General features: G+C 46.6%; 20 protein-coding genes and 1 pseudogene. 16 read left to right on the top strand and 5 right to left on the bottom strand.

What is annotated here, in order from left to right:
* Nucleotides 1–232: 232 nt before the first annotated feature.
* The gene (locus VB712_RS14100) at nt 233–1,642 is read right to left on the bottom strand and encodes a hypothetical protein (protein WP_323255777.1); all 1,410 of its coding nucleotides are present in this window, start codon (nt 1,640–1,642) and stop codon (nt 233–235) included.
* Between the two features lie 411 nt (nt 1,643–2,053).
* Here VB712_RS14100 and VB712_RS14095 point away from each other — a divergent pair, with 411 nt between their 5' ends.
* The 11 genes from VB712_RS14095 to VB712_RS14045 all read left to right on the top strand — a co-directional run bounded on the left by VB712_RS14095 (nt 2,054) and on the right by VB712_RS14045 (nt 10,732).
* Nucleotides 2,054–6,553: an SBBP repeat-containing protein gene (locus VB712_RS14095; protein ID WP_323255775.1), complete on the top strand. Its 4,500-nt coding sequence runs from the start codon at nt 2,054–2,056 to the stop codon at nt 6,551–6,553.
* 97 nt (nt 6,554–6,650) lie between these two features.
* On the top strand, nt 6,651–7,412 hold the full coding sequence (locus VB712_RS14090) for a peptidylprolyl isomerase (protein WP_323255773.1): 762 nt from the start codon (nt 6,651–6,653) through the stop codon (nt 7,410–7,412).
* 323 nt (nt 7,413–7,735) lie between these two features.
* Complete coding sequence (locus tag VB712_RS14085) at nt 7,736–8,062, top strand: hypothetical protein (protein ID WP_323255772.1); 327 nt, start codon at nt 7,736–7,738, stop codon at nt 8,060–8,062.
* The gene (locus VB712_RS14080) at nt 8,059–8,238 is read left to right on the top strand and encodes a hypothetical protein (protein ID WP_323255763.1); all 180 of its coding nucleotides are present in this window, start codon (nt 8,059–8,061) and stop codon (nt 8,236–8,238) included. Before VB712_RS14085 ends, VB712_RS14080 begins: the two co-directional genes overlap by 4 nt.
* 85 nt (nt 8,239–8,323) lie before the next feature.
* A complete protein-coding gene (locus tag VB712_RS14075) occupies nt 8,324–8,608 on the top strand; it encodes a hypothetical protein (protein WP_323255770.1) in 285 nt (94 codons plus the stop codon).
* Nucleotides 8,593–8,850 carry a type II toxin-antitoxin system ParD family antitoxin gene (locus tag VB712_RS14070; protein ID WP_323255768.1) on the top strand — a complete coding sequence of 86 codons (258 nt, stop codon included), beginning with the start codon at nt 8,593–8,595 and terminating at the stop codon, nt 8,848–8,850. The genes VB712_RS14075 and VB712_RS14070 overlap by 16 nt, the downstream gene beginning before the upstream one ends.
* Nucleotides 8,851–8,853: 3 nt before the next feature.
* Complete coding sequence (locus VB712_RS14065; protein WP_323255766.1) at nt 8,854–9,153, top strand: type II toxin-antitoxin system RelE/ParE family toxin; 300 nt, start codon at nt 8,854–8,856, stop codon at nt 9,151–9,153.
* 319 nt (nt 9,154–9,472) lie between these two features.
* Nucleotides 9,473–9,754, top strand: a complete 282-nt coding sequence (locus VB712_RS14060; protein WP_323255764.1) for a hypothetical protein — start codon at nt 9,473–9,475, stop codon at nt 9,752–9,754.
* Entirely contained in the window at nt 9,751–9,930 is a 180-nt protein-coding gene (locus tag VB712_RS14055; RefSeq protein ID WP_323255763.1) for a hypothetical protein, read from the top strand. The genes VB712_RS14060 and VB712_RS14055 overlap by 4 nt, the downstream gene beginning before the upstream one ends.
* Nucleotides 9,931–10,167: 237 nt before the next feature.
* On the top strand, nt 10,168–10,404 hold the full coding sequence (locus VB712_RS14050) for a hypothetical protein (protein WP_323255761.1): 237 nt from the start codon (nt 10,168–10,170) through the stop codon (nt 10,402–10,404).
* Nucleotides 10,397–10,732 (top strand): type II toxin-antitoxin system RelE/ParE family toxin, encoded by a 336-nt coding sequence (locus VB712_RS14045; protein WP_323255759.1) that lies wholly within the window; start codon nt 10,397–10,399, stop codon nt 10,730–10,732. The genes VB712_RS14050 and VB712_RS14045 overlap by 8 nt, the downstream gene beginning before the upstream one ends.
* A 154-nt stretch (nt 10,733–10,886) precedes the next feature.
* Here the strand turns inward: VB712_RS14045 and VB712_RS14040 are convergent, their stop codons facing one another.
* Nucleotides 10,887–11,177, bottom strand: coding sequence for a DUF2442 domain-containing protein (locus VB712_RS14040; RefSeq protein WP_323255757.1), 291 nt, complete (start codon nt 11,175–11,177; stop codon nt 10,887–10,889).
* Between the two features lie 14 nt (nt 11,178–11,191).
* Nucleotides 11,192–11,439, bottom strand: a pseudogene (locus VB712_RS20525) (DUF4160 domain-containing protein).
* Between the two features lie 194 nt (nt 11,440–11,633).
* Between VB712_RS20525 and VB712_RS14035 the strand changes: the two are divergent.
* Nucleotides 11,634–11,789 (top strand): hypothetical protein, encoded by a 156-nt coding sequence (locus VB712_RS14035; RefSeq protein WP_323255755.1) that lies wholly within the window; start codon nt 11,634–11,636, stop codon nt 11,787–11,789.
* Between the two features lie 23 nt (nt 11,790–11,812).
* Here VB712_RS14035 and VB712_RS14030 read toward each other — a convergent pair whose 3' ends face one another.
* Nucleotides 11,813–12,232: a type II toxin-antitoxin system VapC family toxin gene (locus VB712_RS14030; protein ID WP_323255753.1), complete on the bottom strand. Its 420-nt coding sequence runs from the start codon at nt 12,230–12,232 to the stop codon at nt 11,813–11,815.
* The gene (locus tag VB712_RS14025) at nt 12,232–12,489 is read right to left on the bottom strand and encodes a hypothetical protein (RefSeq protein ID WP_323255751.1); all 258 of its coding nucleotides are present in this window, start codon (nt 12,487–12,489) and stop codon (nt 12,232–12,234) included. Before VB712_RS14025 ends, VB712_RS14030 begins: the two co-directional genes overlap by 1 nt.
* 265 nt (nt 12,490–12,754) lie before the next feature.
* Here VB712_RS14025 and VB712_RS14020 point away from each other — a divergent pair, with 265 nt between their 5' ends.
* From VB712_RS14020 to VB712_RS14005, 4 genes are all read left to right on the top strand, one after another.
* Nucleotides 12,755–13,096, top strand: coding sequence for a hypothetical protein (locus tag VB712_RS14020; RefSeq protein WP_323255749.1), 342 nt, complete (start codon nt 12,755–12,757; stop codon nt 13,094–13,096).
* Nucleotides 13,097–13,102: 6 nt separating this feature from the next.
* Nucleotides 13,103–13,282 (top strand): hypothetical protein, encoded by a 180-nt coding sequence (locus tag VB712_RS14015; protein ID WP_323255747.1) that lies wholly within the window; start codon nt 13,103–13,105, stop codon nt 13,280–13,282.
* Nucleotides 13,283–13,490: 208 nt separating this feature from the next.
* Entirely contained in the window at nt 13,491–13,742 is a 252-nt protein-coding gene (locus VB712_RS14010; RefSeq protein ID WP_323255745.1) for a hypothetical protein, read from the top strand.
* The gene (locus VB712_RS14005) at nt 13,742–14,071 is read left to right on the top strand and encodes a type II toxin-antitoxin system RelE/ParE family toxin (RefSeq protein WP_323255743.1); all 330 of its coding nucleotides are present in this window, start codon (nt 13,742–13,744) and stop codon (nt 14,069–14,071) included. Before VB712_RS14010 ends, VB712_RS14005 begins: the two co-directional genes overlap by 1 nt.
* Nucleotides 14,072–14,267: the final 196 nt, after the last annotated feature.

Here is a 14,267-nt window from a genome sequence, read left to right as displayed (position 1 = left end):
GGGGTCGAGGGTGGAGGGCATTGGGCCTTTGGGGGTATCTTGAGGCGCGGGCGCGGTAGGTGAAGGGGCTACCGGAGCTTGGCGTTGGGGGGGAACCACTTTCAGGGGAGCGGTGAATTTTGTAGGTTGAGAATCAGAAGATGTCATGGTAGATTTTTCCGTGAAAAAGTAGAGGGTGGATGGGGAATAGGGAATAGGGAACGGGGAACGGGGAATAGTTAAGTTTGGAGGGTTAGGCGGTTTGTTTGCTCTCCGGCCAATAATAGTAAATCAGCCAAATTAATAACAATAACAACGCCGTCATGGGTGCATTGAGCAAAATCCAATTCAACAGACTCCAAATCAAAAAGCCAAAAATACAAACCACATACAACAAACTAACGGGGGCATAGATGGCCATCACCAAAGCATCTTGGGGGTCTTCTTCTGTGGGCTTTCCGGTGAAGAGATTCATGTACCACAGGAAAGAGCGACTGCGTAGATTGTTAATGCCGGTCATGGCCACAATTAGGTAATAGCCGTCAAATCGTGCTAAAGGATTTAAGTTTACTAATACGGTGAATAAACCTGCGGCCATGATTAAAAAGCTACTGGTGTGTAGGGCAGTTCCGGGGGTAATCCATTGCCACATCCAGAAACCGCCAGCGGCGATCGCCACCTGCACCACCAAACCCGCCCCCACCACCGCAATCCGTTGCGATCGCTTCAAACAATAGGAATCTGTGGAATCGGTATAGGCCGCCGGGAATAAGCACATCCACAACAGCCCCATTTCGCAAACATCACCGCCATAATGTTTCAGCGTCAAGGCATGGCCCAATTCATGGAACGTCACCACCGTCACCGCAATGATCCCAAACGGTAGCCACAAACTCGAACCATAGGCTGTCATGATCTGCTTGCCTTCGTGGAAGATCAGCCCCCGCTCCGACATCCCAACCACGAACGTTAACCCCAGGAAGGCCCACAAACTCCATAAAAATGCCCCACTCCACAGCCAACCGAGGGCGGGAGCAATGGCCGTTAGGAAGCGATCGGGGTTGATCAGCGGCATTTTGTAAAAAAGCAACTGCATCGGTGTGAACTTTTTCTTGGGGGGCTTGGGGGGATCAATGCCCTCTAGCATTCCCGTCACCGCCAGACCGCGCCAAAATTCCTGAAATTCTGCGGCCTCTAGTCCCGTTTCTGCCAACAGTTGGGCGATGGGTTTTTCACCGAGATGATCCATTACAGCCTTATGGGGATCGCCCGCTTGCATATAGGTTTTATGGATGGGATTGCGCAAAACCCAATAGCCATCGGGGTGTGAACGCCATTCCACCCCTTCCCGCAGGCGCGGCCCCTCGCCACGGACAGGGGCTGGCTCCTCCACTGGGTCATCGAAGGACAACACGCCGCCATCGAGGAGCTTGGTCAACACATGGGGGATCAGCGTCGGATGACAACCGCAGTGTTTGGGAATTTCGCCCAAGGTGGTTTTGCCGTTGAAGTACCGCAACACCTGGCATTCTTCGGGGGTGAGGGGAATTTGCAGGTTCCCCCCCATCAGCAGGTAGGTTTCGTTTTCGCGGTGTTTGCCCAAGCGCCAATGATCTGCGAGGGCAGGGGCGATCCAGGTTTGCCAATCGTCGAGGGGTTCCATGGTAGATGCGGGTTGAATGACGCTTCAGAAGTGATCTAGGGCGATCGCCCCTTTTTTATGCAAGTCTGACTTAATTTTGGGGGATTAACGCAGTCGTGGCGCAAAAATCCGAAAAATTACGGAGGTGTTTCAACGGCTTTGATAACAGCTAGATCCGTATTTCTACAGATAAATGGCGAATTTTCAAATTTTAGATTACATCAAAAAGTTATCCGGAAAACTTCATCAAAACTTTACAAACAAATTGAAACAAGGGTGTTATGTTGACGGTGGGTTGGTTCTCAGGGGCCGCCCCCCAAAAGTTTTTTTTCGGAAAATTGCATAAAAATCACTTCCCCGTCCTATAGAAAGAATAGCGTCCTCCGGGGAGGGCGATCGGATCACAGTCAACCCTCGCACCTAGTATCTACCATGTTTAACCGCAAATCCCCCAAAACCAAGTCTCGCCGCCATTCCAAGTCTTTCATCCTGGAGCCAATCCTCACCCCTAGCAGCATTGTGGATACGGGTTTTGACGATGGGCTGGATGTCCCGGATGAGGGGTTTTCTTTGCCAGCCGAGCCTTTAATGAATGAGGGTGAGGGCATGACGGAAGGGGAAACGGGTTTCCCCGATGACCCTGGTTTGCCCGATGGGGAGACAGAAATTCCTGGTGTTGAGTCCGGTGATGTGAGTGCAGGTGATCCGGGTTCTGAATTTGAAGAAATTCCCTATTTCCCCAATGATGCCTTCATTTCAGAAACAGCAAATATTGAGTTTACCTCTGGGGTTTTCACCGTCGGTGAATCTGGGGAGGTGGAGATTGATTACCTCTTTGATGGCGGTAAATACGACCGGGGCGAGTTAGCGATTTTCAGTCTTGAAGGCATGGAATCGGAGCCGGGAACCCGTGAGTTTATCCAGGAAGCGGCTCAACGCGCCCTCTCTACTTCTGAACAGGGCTATGTGGTGATCTCCGATGCCACCGATGGGGCGCGGTTCAGCAATACCGCTGGGAAAGATTTCAACAGTGGGGAATATCGGGGCGTGCAGACATTTCAGATGAAGGCGGGCGATCGCTTTGGCTTCATGCTCGTTCCCAACCAATCCATTGAAGAAGCTGCCGCCGGTCGCGCCTGGGGTACGGTGTTCTCCATGGCCACCGCCAACCCCGATGATCAGTTCCAATTCGGCCAAATCGCTGACGTAACCGGCGATGGCAACACATTCACCCTGGAAGATATCAGCCTCGCGGGCGGCAAATCCGACCGCGATTACAACGACATCATCTTCCAAGTGCGGGGGGCAACAGGTGATGTTCCCCTCATTGATAATTTAATTGAGCCTGAACATGATTGGCGAAATGGGGAACTTGGACAAAAACTGATAGCCTATGCTCAAGAGTCGGTGGATCCTATCGATGAGGTGGATCCTATCGATGAGGTGGATCCTATCGATGAGGTGGATCCTATCGATGAGGTGGATCCTATCGATGAGGTGGATCCTATCGATGAGGTGGATCCTATCGATGAGGTGGATCCTATCGATGACACAGATTTCGCGTTTGACCAAGAACTCTGGGATCTCATTACTAGTCGGGAGACAGAAGCAGAACCTCTGCCAGAAGAAATCGAGTTGCCCAATAGTTCCAACCCTGTATGGATCGAGCAATTAGGTAATTCTGCACTAGAGCGACCTCGCGGAATAGCAGTTGATGGCAGTGGAAATGTTTACATGGCTGGCGGAACGTTGGGTTCCCTTGATGGTTATGTAAATGCTAGCGGGAACAACTCTAATCAGTCTGATCCTTTCTTGACTAAATATGATGCCAGTGGCCATAAGCTATGGACTCGTCAATTGGGATCTACGGGTTGGGATTTTTACACCGATGTAACAGTTGATGAAGCCACTGGTGATGTTTATACAGTCGGTGAAGACAACGGTTATGGGACTATGAATGGTGGTGTTTCCTTAACTAAGTGGGATGCTAGTGGGAATCGAATCTGGAGCCAATTTATCGATTCTTCTGCCTATGATTGGGCGAGCGGCATCACTACTGATCGATTTGGAAATGTTTATCTGGCAGGGTTGACTTATGGGTCTCTGGGAGGCTTGAATGCTGGTCAGAGTGATGCTTTTGTTGCAAAGTATGATCGCCATGGCAACAAACACTGGACGCAGCAATTGGGAACTTCAAGTCATGATGTTGCGCGATCAGTGACAACTGACAACTTTGGGAATGTTTACGTTGCCGGCCTTACCGAAGGTGCTTTGGATGGGAATATTAGCTCGGGTAGCTCTGATGTATTTTTGACAAAGTACAATTCTTCTGGCTCTAAGTTATGGACTCGTCAATTTGGGTCATCTGCTTCTGAGGGATCAGTATTAGAGCCAGAACGCAATGTCAATGTCTCGGTCGATAGTAACGGAAATATCTACATATCAGGAACGACTGAAGGCTCTCTCCATGGTAACACTCACGCTGGTGGGGAAGATGCATTCCTTGTTAAGTACAGTTCAAGTGGAAACCGATTGTGGACTCAACAACTTGGGACAACAGGTGCAGATCGCTCTATGGGTGTCGCAGTTGATCCTGATGGCAAAATCTACATCTCAGGATGGACAACTGGTTCACTTGATGGCAAGACAAACGCCGGTGGTACGGATGCTTTCATTGCCAAGTATGACGGTTTTGGTAACAAAATTATTACGTCTCTCCTAGGAACATCAGCAGCTGATGCTTCGCGAGATGTGGTTACGGACAGCGCAGGCAACGTCTACATCTCAGGATGGACGGATGGTTCTCTTGCTCGGCTCGCGGGGGGCAACCATGATGCTTTTGTTGCTAAATACCAATCCTTACAAGCCAACCGAGCGCCCATCGTCAGTGCCAGCAATCAAAGTGTCAGCACGAATCAAACCATTCAACCGGTGTTCAGTGTTAGCGACCCCGACGGTGACACCATTACCCATTATCACTTCCAGGACAATAACTCCAATAGCACGAGCGGCTACTTCGAGCGTTTTGTCAATGGTCAGTGGGTCAAGCAAAGTAGCAGTTTTAGTATTGTTGCGAGTGACCTGAATAACGTCCGCTTCCGTGGTGGCAGCGTTGCAGGTAGCGATAGCGTTCGCATTTGGGCTTATGACGGTCAAACATGGGGCTGGAAAGACATTTCCATTGAAACCAAAGCTACTAATCCCATATTTACTGGTTTTAGTGTCACAGATGCTTCGGGTGACAGTACAGCTAACTCTGTTTTCCAAGGTGGGGCGATCCGCCTAAACTATAGCCTGACAAATGCAGCTAATCTGTCTAACGTCCGCTTGGAAGCTGTCAAGAACGGTAGTGTGATCAACTTAGGGAGCTGGAGTGGTTCTAGTGCATCAGACAAGTTGATTAATTTGGCAGGAGTTTCAAGCCTGATTGGAGGAGATTATCAACTCCGGGCTGTCGCACGGACGACGAACGGACAGGAGATCGTCTCTAATGCAACATCCATGAAGGTGTTATCGAATAGCATGACGAGCTGGCAAGTCGGTACATTTGCAGCAGAAACGCTTTCGTACACAGGCAGCAATGGGTCAGGCGGTGTAATTATTGGTCGCGGTGGAACAGACACGTTAAATCTTTCAGGAATTCGTCGTTCTGATGTGACGAGCATCAACGGTATCAGCCTGAATTCGTTTAATCCCTGGTCGGGTTCGACAACTAGCCAAGCTATTTTCAAAGGCAATGCTTTTGATTACTTGACTCTTGCTGACGGACGCGAGGTTTACTTCCAAGGGATTGAACGATTGCGATTCAGTGATGGCTCAGAAATAGATTTGCAAATTCGTCCAAATGATGAACACTTTGCTAAACAGTGGAATTTGCACACTACTGATGTCGCAGGGGCTTGGCGCTTTACTACCGGAAGCAAGAATATTCTTCTGACCTCGTTAGATTCAGGAATTTCCACTGCTTCGGGTCGCATTGGTAGCATCGTTGATATTGCAACAAGTCGCTTACCAGTTGCTGATGATGACAACCAGATTGATACCAATAAAGATCGTGTTCCTCTTTACAATGGAACTTACGGTCATGGACATGCAGCAGTCAGTGTAATGGCATCAACTGCTAACAATACTTCTGGTGTAGCTGGAATTAATTGGAACAGCGATGTTATTGTTCGGGATGTTTATGGAGAACGGAACGAACAAGGGTACCTCACTGGAGTGTCACGTGTCAGTCTTTTTGATGCAATCAAGAGTTCTATTGATTATGCACGCAGCAAAGGGCAAAAAGTTGTATTTCAAGGGGGGGTACAAGGAGAATCCTGGCTGCGTGATGGAGCTACTCAATCACAACTCGAAGAATTAATTCGGAATAACTCTGACATTGCTTTATTTGCCGTAGCGGCGGGCAATGGTGGACCCGGAGGAGAGCCTTTCAAGGATCCCAACTATTTAACAAGTGTCAGTGGTGTAGCTAAGCTAGAAACTAATCATCAAAATGTGATTTCCGTAGGAGCGTTAACCTTTCTCGCCGACAATCGTGATAATCGTGCTTGGACAAACGGCTTAGTTAACACGAGCGATGTGGATATTGCAAGCTATTCCAATCGGGGTTCAAACTTGACTCTAGTAGCTCCCACTGATTCTCCTGCAATGACTAAGTTGGGCAATATGACCTACTTTGGTGGTACTTCTGCCGCGAACCCCAATATGGCTGGTATTGCTTCCCTTGTTTGGAGCGCAAATGCAGATCTCAGTGCTGGTGACTTGCGCCAGATTCTAATTGATACATCAATGGACTTAGGCGCAACTGGTCGAGACAATACCTTCGGTCACGGATTAGTCAACGCAGAAGCTGCCGTGCGTCGTGCATGGGCATTGAAGAAAGATAAAGAAGTAGCCCAACTCTACTCTGGAGACTCTGTTGCAGCATAGCAAGTGCTTGCCAGCAGCCAAAGTATGATCGCTTTCTTGGCATGACTCAAGGAAGCGATCATACATTCCAAAACTTATATCCATCTCGGTGAATTTTATGGACTCTATCCCTTTTTTGACCGTTGACAACGAACTCATTACCCTCAGTCAGGCTTTGAAATATTGGAAAAACTCAGGTATTTTCTCCAGGATGTTACAGGAGGTTTTACAGCAACATTGTCTAAAAAAAGAACTTGATTTAAGAGAAGATCTTAAAGTAGACAATTTCGAGCTTGATCAAGCCTGTGTTGAATTTCGAGTTCAAAACCAATTAACCGATGGGGATATTTTTCAAAAATGGCTTTCCTCTAATAACTTTACCTATAAAAAATTTCAAGAGCGAATTGCTTTTGCTCTAAAGCTTGAACAATTAAAGTCTGAAATTGTTGAGCCACAACTAGAGGAGTATTTCAAGAAGCAAAAACCGTTTCTAGATTGTGTCATTCTCTCTCGTCTAATCCTCGGTGAGCAAGATCTAGCCGAAAAGCTCAAACAGCAAATCATTGAAGATCGTGGTCAATTTGAACCCCTAGTTCAAGAATACTCTCTAACAGATGACCGTACGGCTAATGGCATGATGGGAGCTGTACCCAAAGGTCAAATGCCCGATATTCTCAGAACAGCACTTGACTCGGCAAATCCTGGTGAATTGATTGGGCCGTTAGAAATTGACGGGCGTTACTGCTTATTTTGTGTGCATCAATTTCTTCCTGCTTCATTAGAAGAAGAGCCTCTAAAACAAGAACTTAAAAACCAGCTATTTGACCAGTGGTTGCAAGAAAAAATAAAGTCTCTTGATATTCGACTAGAAGTTAAGTGAATATTGCTAATTTCATGTTTCATGTGAGTAGCGACGTAGCGACATGACTGGCTTTCGAGTAAAGTTGGTAGTGCTCACCCCAAGGCTACTTCATAGAGTGCGATTACCTCCTACTTCCAAAGTACAATTGCCCTTCCATTTGAGACAATACCAGAGGCGATCGCTCTTCCCTGTTCTAGAGAATGTGAGGGGTGATCGCTCTTCCCAACTCTCCCAACACATCACAGCCCCAAATCCCGGCAGTGGTGCATTTTCATCTGGGCGGAGACACAAGCCTTGCCTAAAACTGTAAAATGAAAAACTAAAACCCAACATCTGGCTCAATGTCCGACATTTTTATTAGCATTCGCAACCAAGATGGTTATGCAATGCCCTCTACCCAGGGAACTCTTTTCGTCGCAATTTTGCAACAAGATGGAACCCTGATCAGCCAAAAACCCGTTAACTGGCGTTGGGCAGATGCTCAATTTCCAGATTTGCCACCCGGAGACTATACCGCGATCGCCTTTCATCAATCCGTTAATCCGCCCGAAGCTCGACAGAATGTTACCCTGGCAATAGATACACTTCTTGAAGTTCAGTTCATCTATCTTGAACCAGAACAACAACTTCTCAAGATCACCGTTGCGAGTATTCCCCTTGACCTATGAAACCCAGTATCCACACCCTTGATGATTCCGAGTCAATCCGTGCTTACCATAATCGCATCCGGATTTTTAGCCACCATCTCAGCCGGGAAACTGATCCTAAAAAACGGGCAATTACTGCACTCTATCTTGCCGAAGCCGCAACAACCCTCGCCCGCTTAGAATCAGAGCAACGTTGAACCTGCCCCGCAAAGCTAACGCCATTGCGCAAACCTTCCGCACCACAGCCCCAAATCCCGCTAGTGGTGGGCTTTTCATGAATTTATGCTCAATGGGCGATCGCTCTTCCCGGCTCTAGAGACTGTGGGGGCGATCGTTTTTGTGGGGGGCGATCGCTCTTCTGGTTTGGAGGGAGTGTTGGGGGCGATCGTTTTTGGTGAGGTGCGATTGGGTTGTAGGGAATATGGGGGGCGATCGTTTTTGGTGAGGTGCGATCGCCTCTTCCCGGCTCTAGAGAATGTGGGGGCGATCGCTCCCCACCCAGCCGCGCAAAATGCCATAATAATACCCGTACCTAAACCGGAGTTATTCCCATGCAAATCACCTTAAAGCCAGAACAAGAAGCCTTTATTCAAACCCAACTCAATCAAGGTCACTATCAAACCGCAGAAGATTTACTCGATCAAGCCCTAGCATTACTGCAAAAACAACTCGATCATGAACAGTGGCTTGTTGAAACACGCCAGAAAATTGCTGTGGGCATTGAAGCATTATCGAAAGGAGAAGGAATTGAAGGGGATGTCGTGATTGCCCAACTGCGCCATCAACTTCACAATACTCAATCAGCATAGAAAATGAGAGCTTATGTCATTTCACCACCTGCAATTCAAGATTTACAAGCAGTGATTGACTATTTTGCCAAAAACAACGTCGAAGCAGGTGAAAAATTTTTAGAGCAATTTACTGCATGGTGTCAAAAATTACGCCAATTCCCCATGATTGGAAAACCCTATGATGGTCTTTCTATTGGATTAAGAGGGGTGCTGATTGGTGAGTATATTTTGTTTTATCAAGTCTCAGAAGATGTGATTGAAGTTGTCCGCGTGGTTTACGGAAAGCGTGATTTAATCGCCTTGTTTAAACCCGATGATTGATTGTAAAGGTCAATAGCATCACAGCGATCGCTCTTCCCGGCTCTAGAATTGGGGGGCGATCGTTTTTGTGGGGGTCGATCGCTTTTCTCTGCTCTAGGATTGAGGGGCGATCGCCCTTCCCGATTCAAGGCAATGCGAGGGGCGATCGCCCTAACCCCATAAACCCAACACATCACAGCCCCAAATCCCGGCAGTGGTGCATTTTCATCTGGGCGGAGACACAAGCCTTGCCTAAAACTGTAAAATGAAAAACTAAAACCCAACATCTGGCTCAATGTCCGACATTTTCATTAGCATTCGCAACCAAGATGGTTACGCAATGCCCTCTACGCAGGGAACTCTTTTCATCGCAATTTTGCAACAAGATGGAACCCTGATCAGCCAAAAACCCGTTAACTGGCGTTGGGCAGATGCTCAATTTCCAGATTTGCCACCCGGAGACTATACCGCGATCGCCTTTCATCAATCCGTTAATCCGCCCGAAGCTCGACAGAATGTTACCCTGGCAATAGATACACTTCTTGAAGTTCAGTTCATCTATCTTGAACCAGAACAACAACTTCTCAAGATCACCGTTGCGAGTATTCCCCTTGACCTATGAAACCCAGTATCCACACCCTTGATGATTCCGAGTCAATCCGTGCTTACCATAATCGCATCCGGATTTTTAGCCACCATCTCAGCCGGGAAACTGATCCTAAAAAACGGGCAATTACTGCACTCTATCTTGCCGAAGCCGCAACAACCCTCGCCCGCTTAGAATCAGAGCAACGTTGAACCTGCCCCGCAAAGCTAACGCCATTGCGCAAACCTTCCGCACCACAGCCCCAAATCCCGCTAGTGGTGGGCTTTTCATGAATTTATGCTCAATGGGCGATCGCTCTTTCCTGCTCTAGGATGGGGGGGCGATCGCTTTTGCCGGGTTAGAGATGAATTTCCCTCTTCCCAACCAATAGCCTCACAATAATAAGATCGCCTATACTGTGAAATTGATACTGTTTAGTCTGGTAAGCCATGGAAGCCCTAGAAATTGCCGCCATTGTTGATTCCCAAGGAAATTTACAGCCTGAATATCCCCTCAACCTCGCTACCCATCGTCGTGTTCGCGTGATCATTCTCCTCGAAGATGATCCAGACGATGAACCCAAAGCCGCTGTTTTAGAAAATTTACGTCAAGCTTGGCAGGAAACGAAAATGGGAGAAACCTTGCCCCTCTCAGCCCTTTGGGAAGAGGAGTCAGAATATGACTGATCCGTTATGGCAAGTTGAATTATCCCCGACCTTTATCCGTAAAGTCCGAACCCTAAAAAAGCGGTATCCCAGCATACAACAAGACCTTGAACCGATTATTCAACAACTGCAAGCGGGTGAAATGCTTGGAGATCAGATCCCAGGTGTTGGTAATCCCGCCTTTAAAGTCCGGATTCGGAACCGGGATATTCAAAAAGGAAAAAGTGCTGGATATCGCTTGATTTATTATGTGAAAATGAGTCAAAAAATTGTGCTTTTAACCCTTTATTCAAAGTCGGATCAAAGCGATATTACGCCTCAAGAAATCCGAGAAATTTTAGCAGAGTAATGATTCTGAAGGGTTATGAATCTATTACCCATTCCCCGCTAGGGGTAATGCGAGGGGCGATCGCCCCCTTCCAGCCTCTAGGCAATATTGAGAGCGATCGCTCTTCCCGGCTCTAAGGAATATGGAAGCGATCGCTTTTTTGCTCATTGCAATGTCAAAGATTGCCGCTATATTCTAAATTGTGGTTAATCTCTTCCTCAGTGACAGGAGTACCATTTTTCCATAACTCATATTCACTAATATCAATATCCTCAGTCCAAACCAAGGCATATCCTCCCACTTCAATCGTAAAATTCCTGAAAAACTGAGGATTTTTGAGCAAAGAAAATAAGGGGTTTTCTGACAGCCGAGAAATATCATATTTTCGGACATCTTGATTAGAAAACTTGAGAAGTAATGTGTAATCATCGATTGCTTTGGCAGAAATGATATGAGGAGGTTTCATATATTTTATGGTAATTATTTTAGGGGTGGAAGTTTAACAAACTTTTGACTATTCCAAATATTGAGCAAATCCTTCTGGTACAAAGTTGCCCACTCCAAGACCATTTTTCAGCACGATTAGGAAAATCCCCCTCAATAATCCCTAGGGATTCAATACCGACTAAAGCATTGTACTCACCATAAACTGCGTGAAAATGAGGTGGAGAATGATCTCCAAAAAACATTTTGATAACAATCCCGTAAAATCGCGTGATTTCTGGCATGAGATGTGATTATAAATTTTGCCGATTAAAATTGTAACTCAAACCCGCTGCGACACAATACCCCGCAAGAAACCAAACCTGATGGGCGCGAATGCGAGGGTGCAAGCGTTGCACCCCTACGATATATTTTTGGTTAGGGGGCGATCGTTTTTGTGGGGGGCGATCGCTCTTCCCTGCTCTAGAGAATGTGAGGTGTGATCGTTTTTGTGGGGGGCGATCGCCCTTTCCAGATTCAAGACAATGCTAGGGGCGATCGCTCCCCTCTTGGCAAGTGCGATCGCTCTTCTGGGTTGTATGGAATATGGGGGGCGATCGTTTTTGTGAGGTGCGATCGCTCTTCCCGGCTCTAGAAAATGTGGAGTATGATCGCCCCCTAAACAAACCAGTTCTCAATCACTAATCCTGCAAAATCCGCAAAATCTGAAACATTCCGAGTCACCAGAATCAAATGATTGACCTGAGCGATCGCAGCGATCTGCCCATCTGGGTATGAAGGCATTCGACCTAACGCCGTGAGTCTAGCCCGTTCAGCCGCAAACCATCCGGCGGCAGCATCACAGTAGGGCAAGATGATCATTCTGGCTTGGATCACCTCCGTTAAGTAATCAGACAAATTTTGTTTGCGCCGGGACTCCGGTAATCGGTACAAACCATAAAGCAATTCATGCCAGGTCACAGAGGCGATCGCCGACGCTTCTAAATGCCGCCGAAAACGTTCCAGAAAAATAGCATTGGGCTGGAGTTTGATACTTTCTGAAATAATATTGGTATCCAGGAGGAATTTTGTATTCATCACCAGCAAGGTTGTTCAGGAGTTGGAGTATAGTCCCGAACATTGGCAAAAATTTCATCACTATCTAAATCCATTTCTTCTGAAATAATTCTAGAGCGAAAAGCATCAAAAGCTTCTAAAATTCCTTCAGATTGAGCCGAAATAATTTTTGCAATCGGTTGGTCTGCTTGAAAAATCACAAAACTTTCTCCAGCCTTAACCCGTTGAAGATAGTTGATTAAATCCTGAGTAATTTCTTCTACAGTAACCTTATTCATCTATGAACCTCCCGCTAAAATTGTACAATCATCCTAGTCTAACTATATCTCAAGCCACCGTGAGATAAACCATTCTGTTGAGAGCCTAGCTTTTAGCGTTGAGCGGGGCGATGGGTTGTAGGATAACAGGCGATCGCTCTTCCCTGCTCTAGAGAATGTGAGGGGCGATCACCTGTTCCTTATTCTAGCGAATATTGGGGGCGATCGCCTTTTGTGAGAATTTTTTGAAAATAGGTATAATGAGGAAAAGACTGATATTTTGCAAATGGCAAAACTTCCCATTGAAATAACCAATCTTGTAAACTCATTAAAACAACAAGCTTTAAGTATCGTTGATGAATCTCTAGCTCTAGAACTCAAGATTTTTGAACAATTTGGAGAAACTGAAAACACCCTCCCTGCTTTAGATGAAATGAAAAATGCAGGAGAAGATGCCGCATCTGCTTATTCACAACTTTCTCTCCTTCAGTTGCAAATTGCTAAGATTCAGCCTGATGCTCCTTCAGATGTGCTAGACTTGCTAGCAAAGGCAATTGAGAAAACACAACTCCGAATTCCGGCTTTAGCGAGAAGCATTCAAGAAGTTCAACAACAATACGATAGATAAACCACCATGGTCAACCCGATTGAACTCCCCAAAACAGAAATATCTAAACGCTTATTACAAAATCTTCGTAGAACTCGTTTAGAGGTTCAAGAAGTGAGTTTAGAACTTGCAGAAATCAATGTAAAACTAGGAGAATATATTCGACAAAAACAATTAGAGAGGGTCAGGGAAACATTAATTGGCTAATTTTTGCTTCCTAAAAAATTGTCTCTCCATGTCAATATTGCGGAGCATTTCCTCTTCCCTGCTCTAGAAAATGTGGAGTGCGATCGCTCTTCCCTGCTCTAGGATAGGGGGGCGATCGCTCCCCCCTTGGCAAGTGCGTTCAGGAAGTGCTGGGAAGCGATCGCTAGAGTCCGACTATAATGAGAAACGCCTGTACAACCCTAAGCCCATGCTCCTCACCATTACCCTTGACCCCATTACCGAAGCCCAACTTCTCGCCAAAGCTGAAGACCAAGGGCAGGATATCAATACCCTCGCCACGCAACTCCTCACCGCCTTACTCGCTTGGGAAACCCAAGAAACCGAGGCGGCGATCGCTGGAATCCAACAAGGACTCAATGACTTTGAGAGCGGCAACTTCCGCAATTTTGATGATTTTGTCGGAGAGCAACAGGAAAAACATGGACTTTCTGATCAGTGATGAATTGCCAGATTCAGATTTCTAGCGTTGCTGAGTCAGAAGCAGACAAAGCCTATTTGTGGATCGCGCAGCATCTAGGAACAGAACCAGCCAAGGTCTGGTACAGTCAATTGCTCAAAACGATTCAATCCCTTGCCATCATGCCGAACCGCTGCACTTTAGCACCGGAAAATGCAAAGTTTAGCCAAGAAATTTGGCAACTTATTTATGGCAAAGGGAGAAATTCATACCGAATTTTATTCACAGTTCTCAATGAGCAAAATTCCCCTGTGATTAGAATTTTACACATTCGCCACGCGGCTCGCCCACCTTTACTCGATATAAATTAAGGAAAAATTTTCCCTATTGCCTAGTTGAGATCACCTTTGCAGATTTGAGAGAATGTTAGAAGCGATCGCTCTTCTCTGCTCTAGGCAATGTGGGGGGCGATCGCTTTTGCCGGGTTAGAGATGAATTTCCCTCTTCCCAACCAATAGCCTCACAATAATAAGATCGCCTATACTGTGAAATTGATACTGTTCAGTG

The organism is Spirulina sp. CCNP1310 (genome assembly GCF_034932185.1).
Taxonomy (GTDB): Bacteria; Cyanobacteriota; Cyanobacteriia; order Cyanobacteriales; family Spirulinaceae; genus Spirulina.
This window is presented reverse-complemented; position numbering and strand designations above follow the sequence as displayed.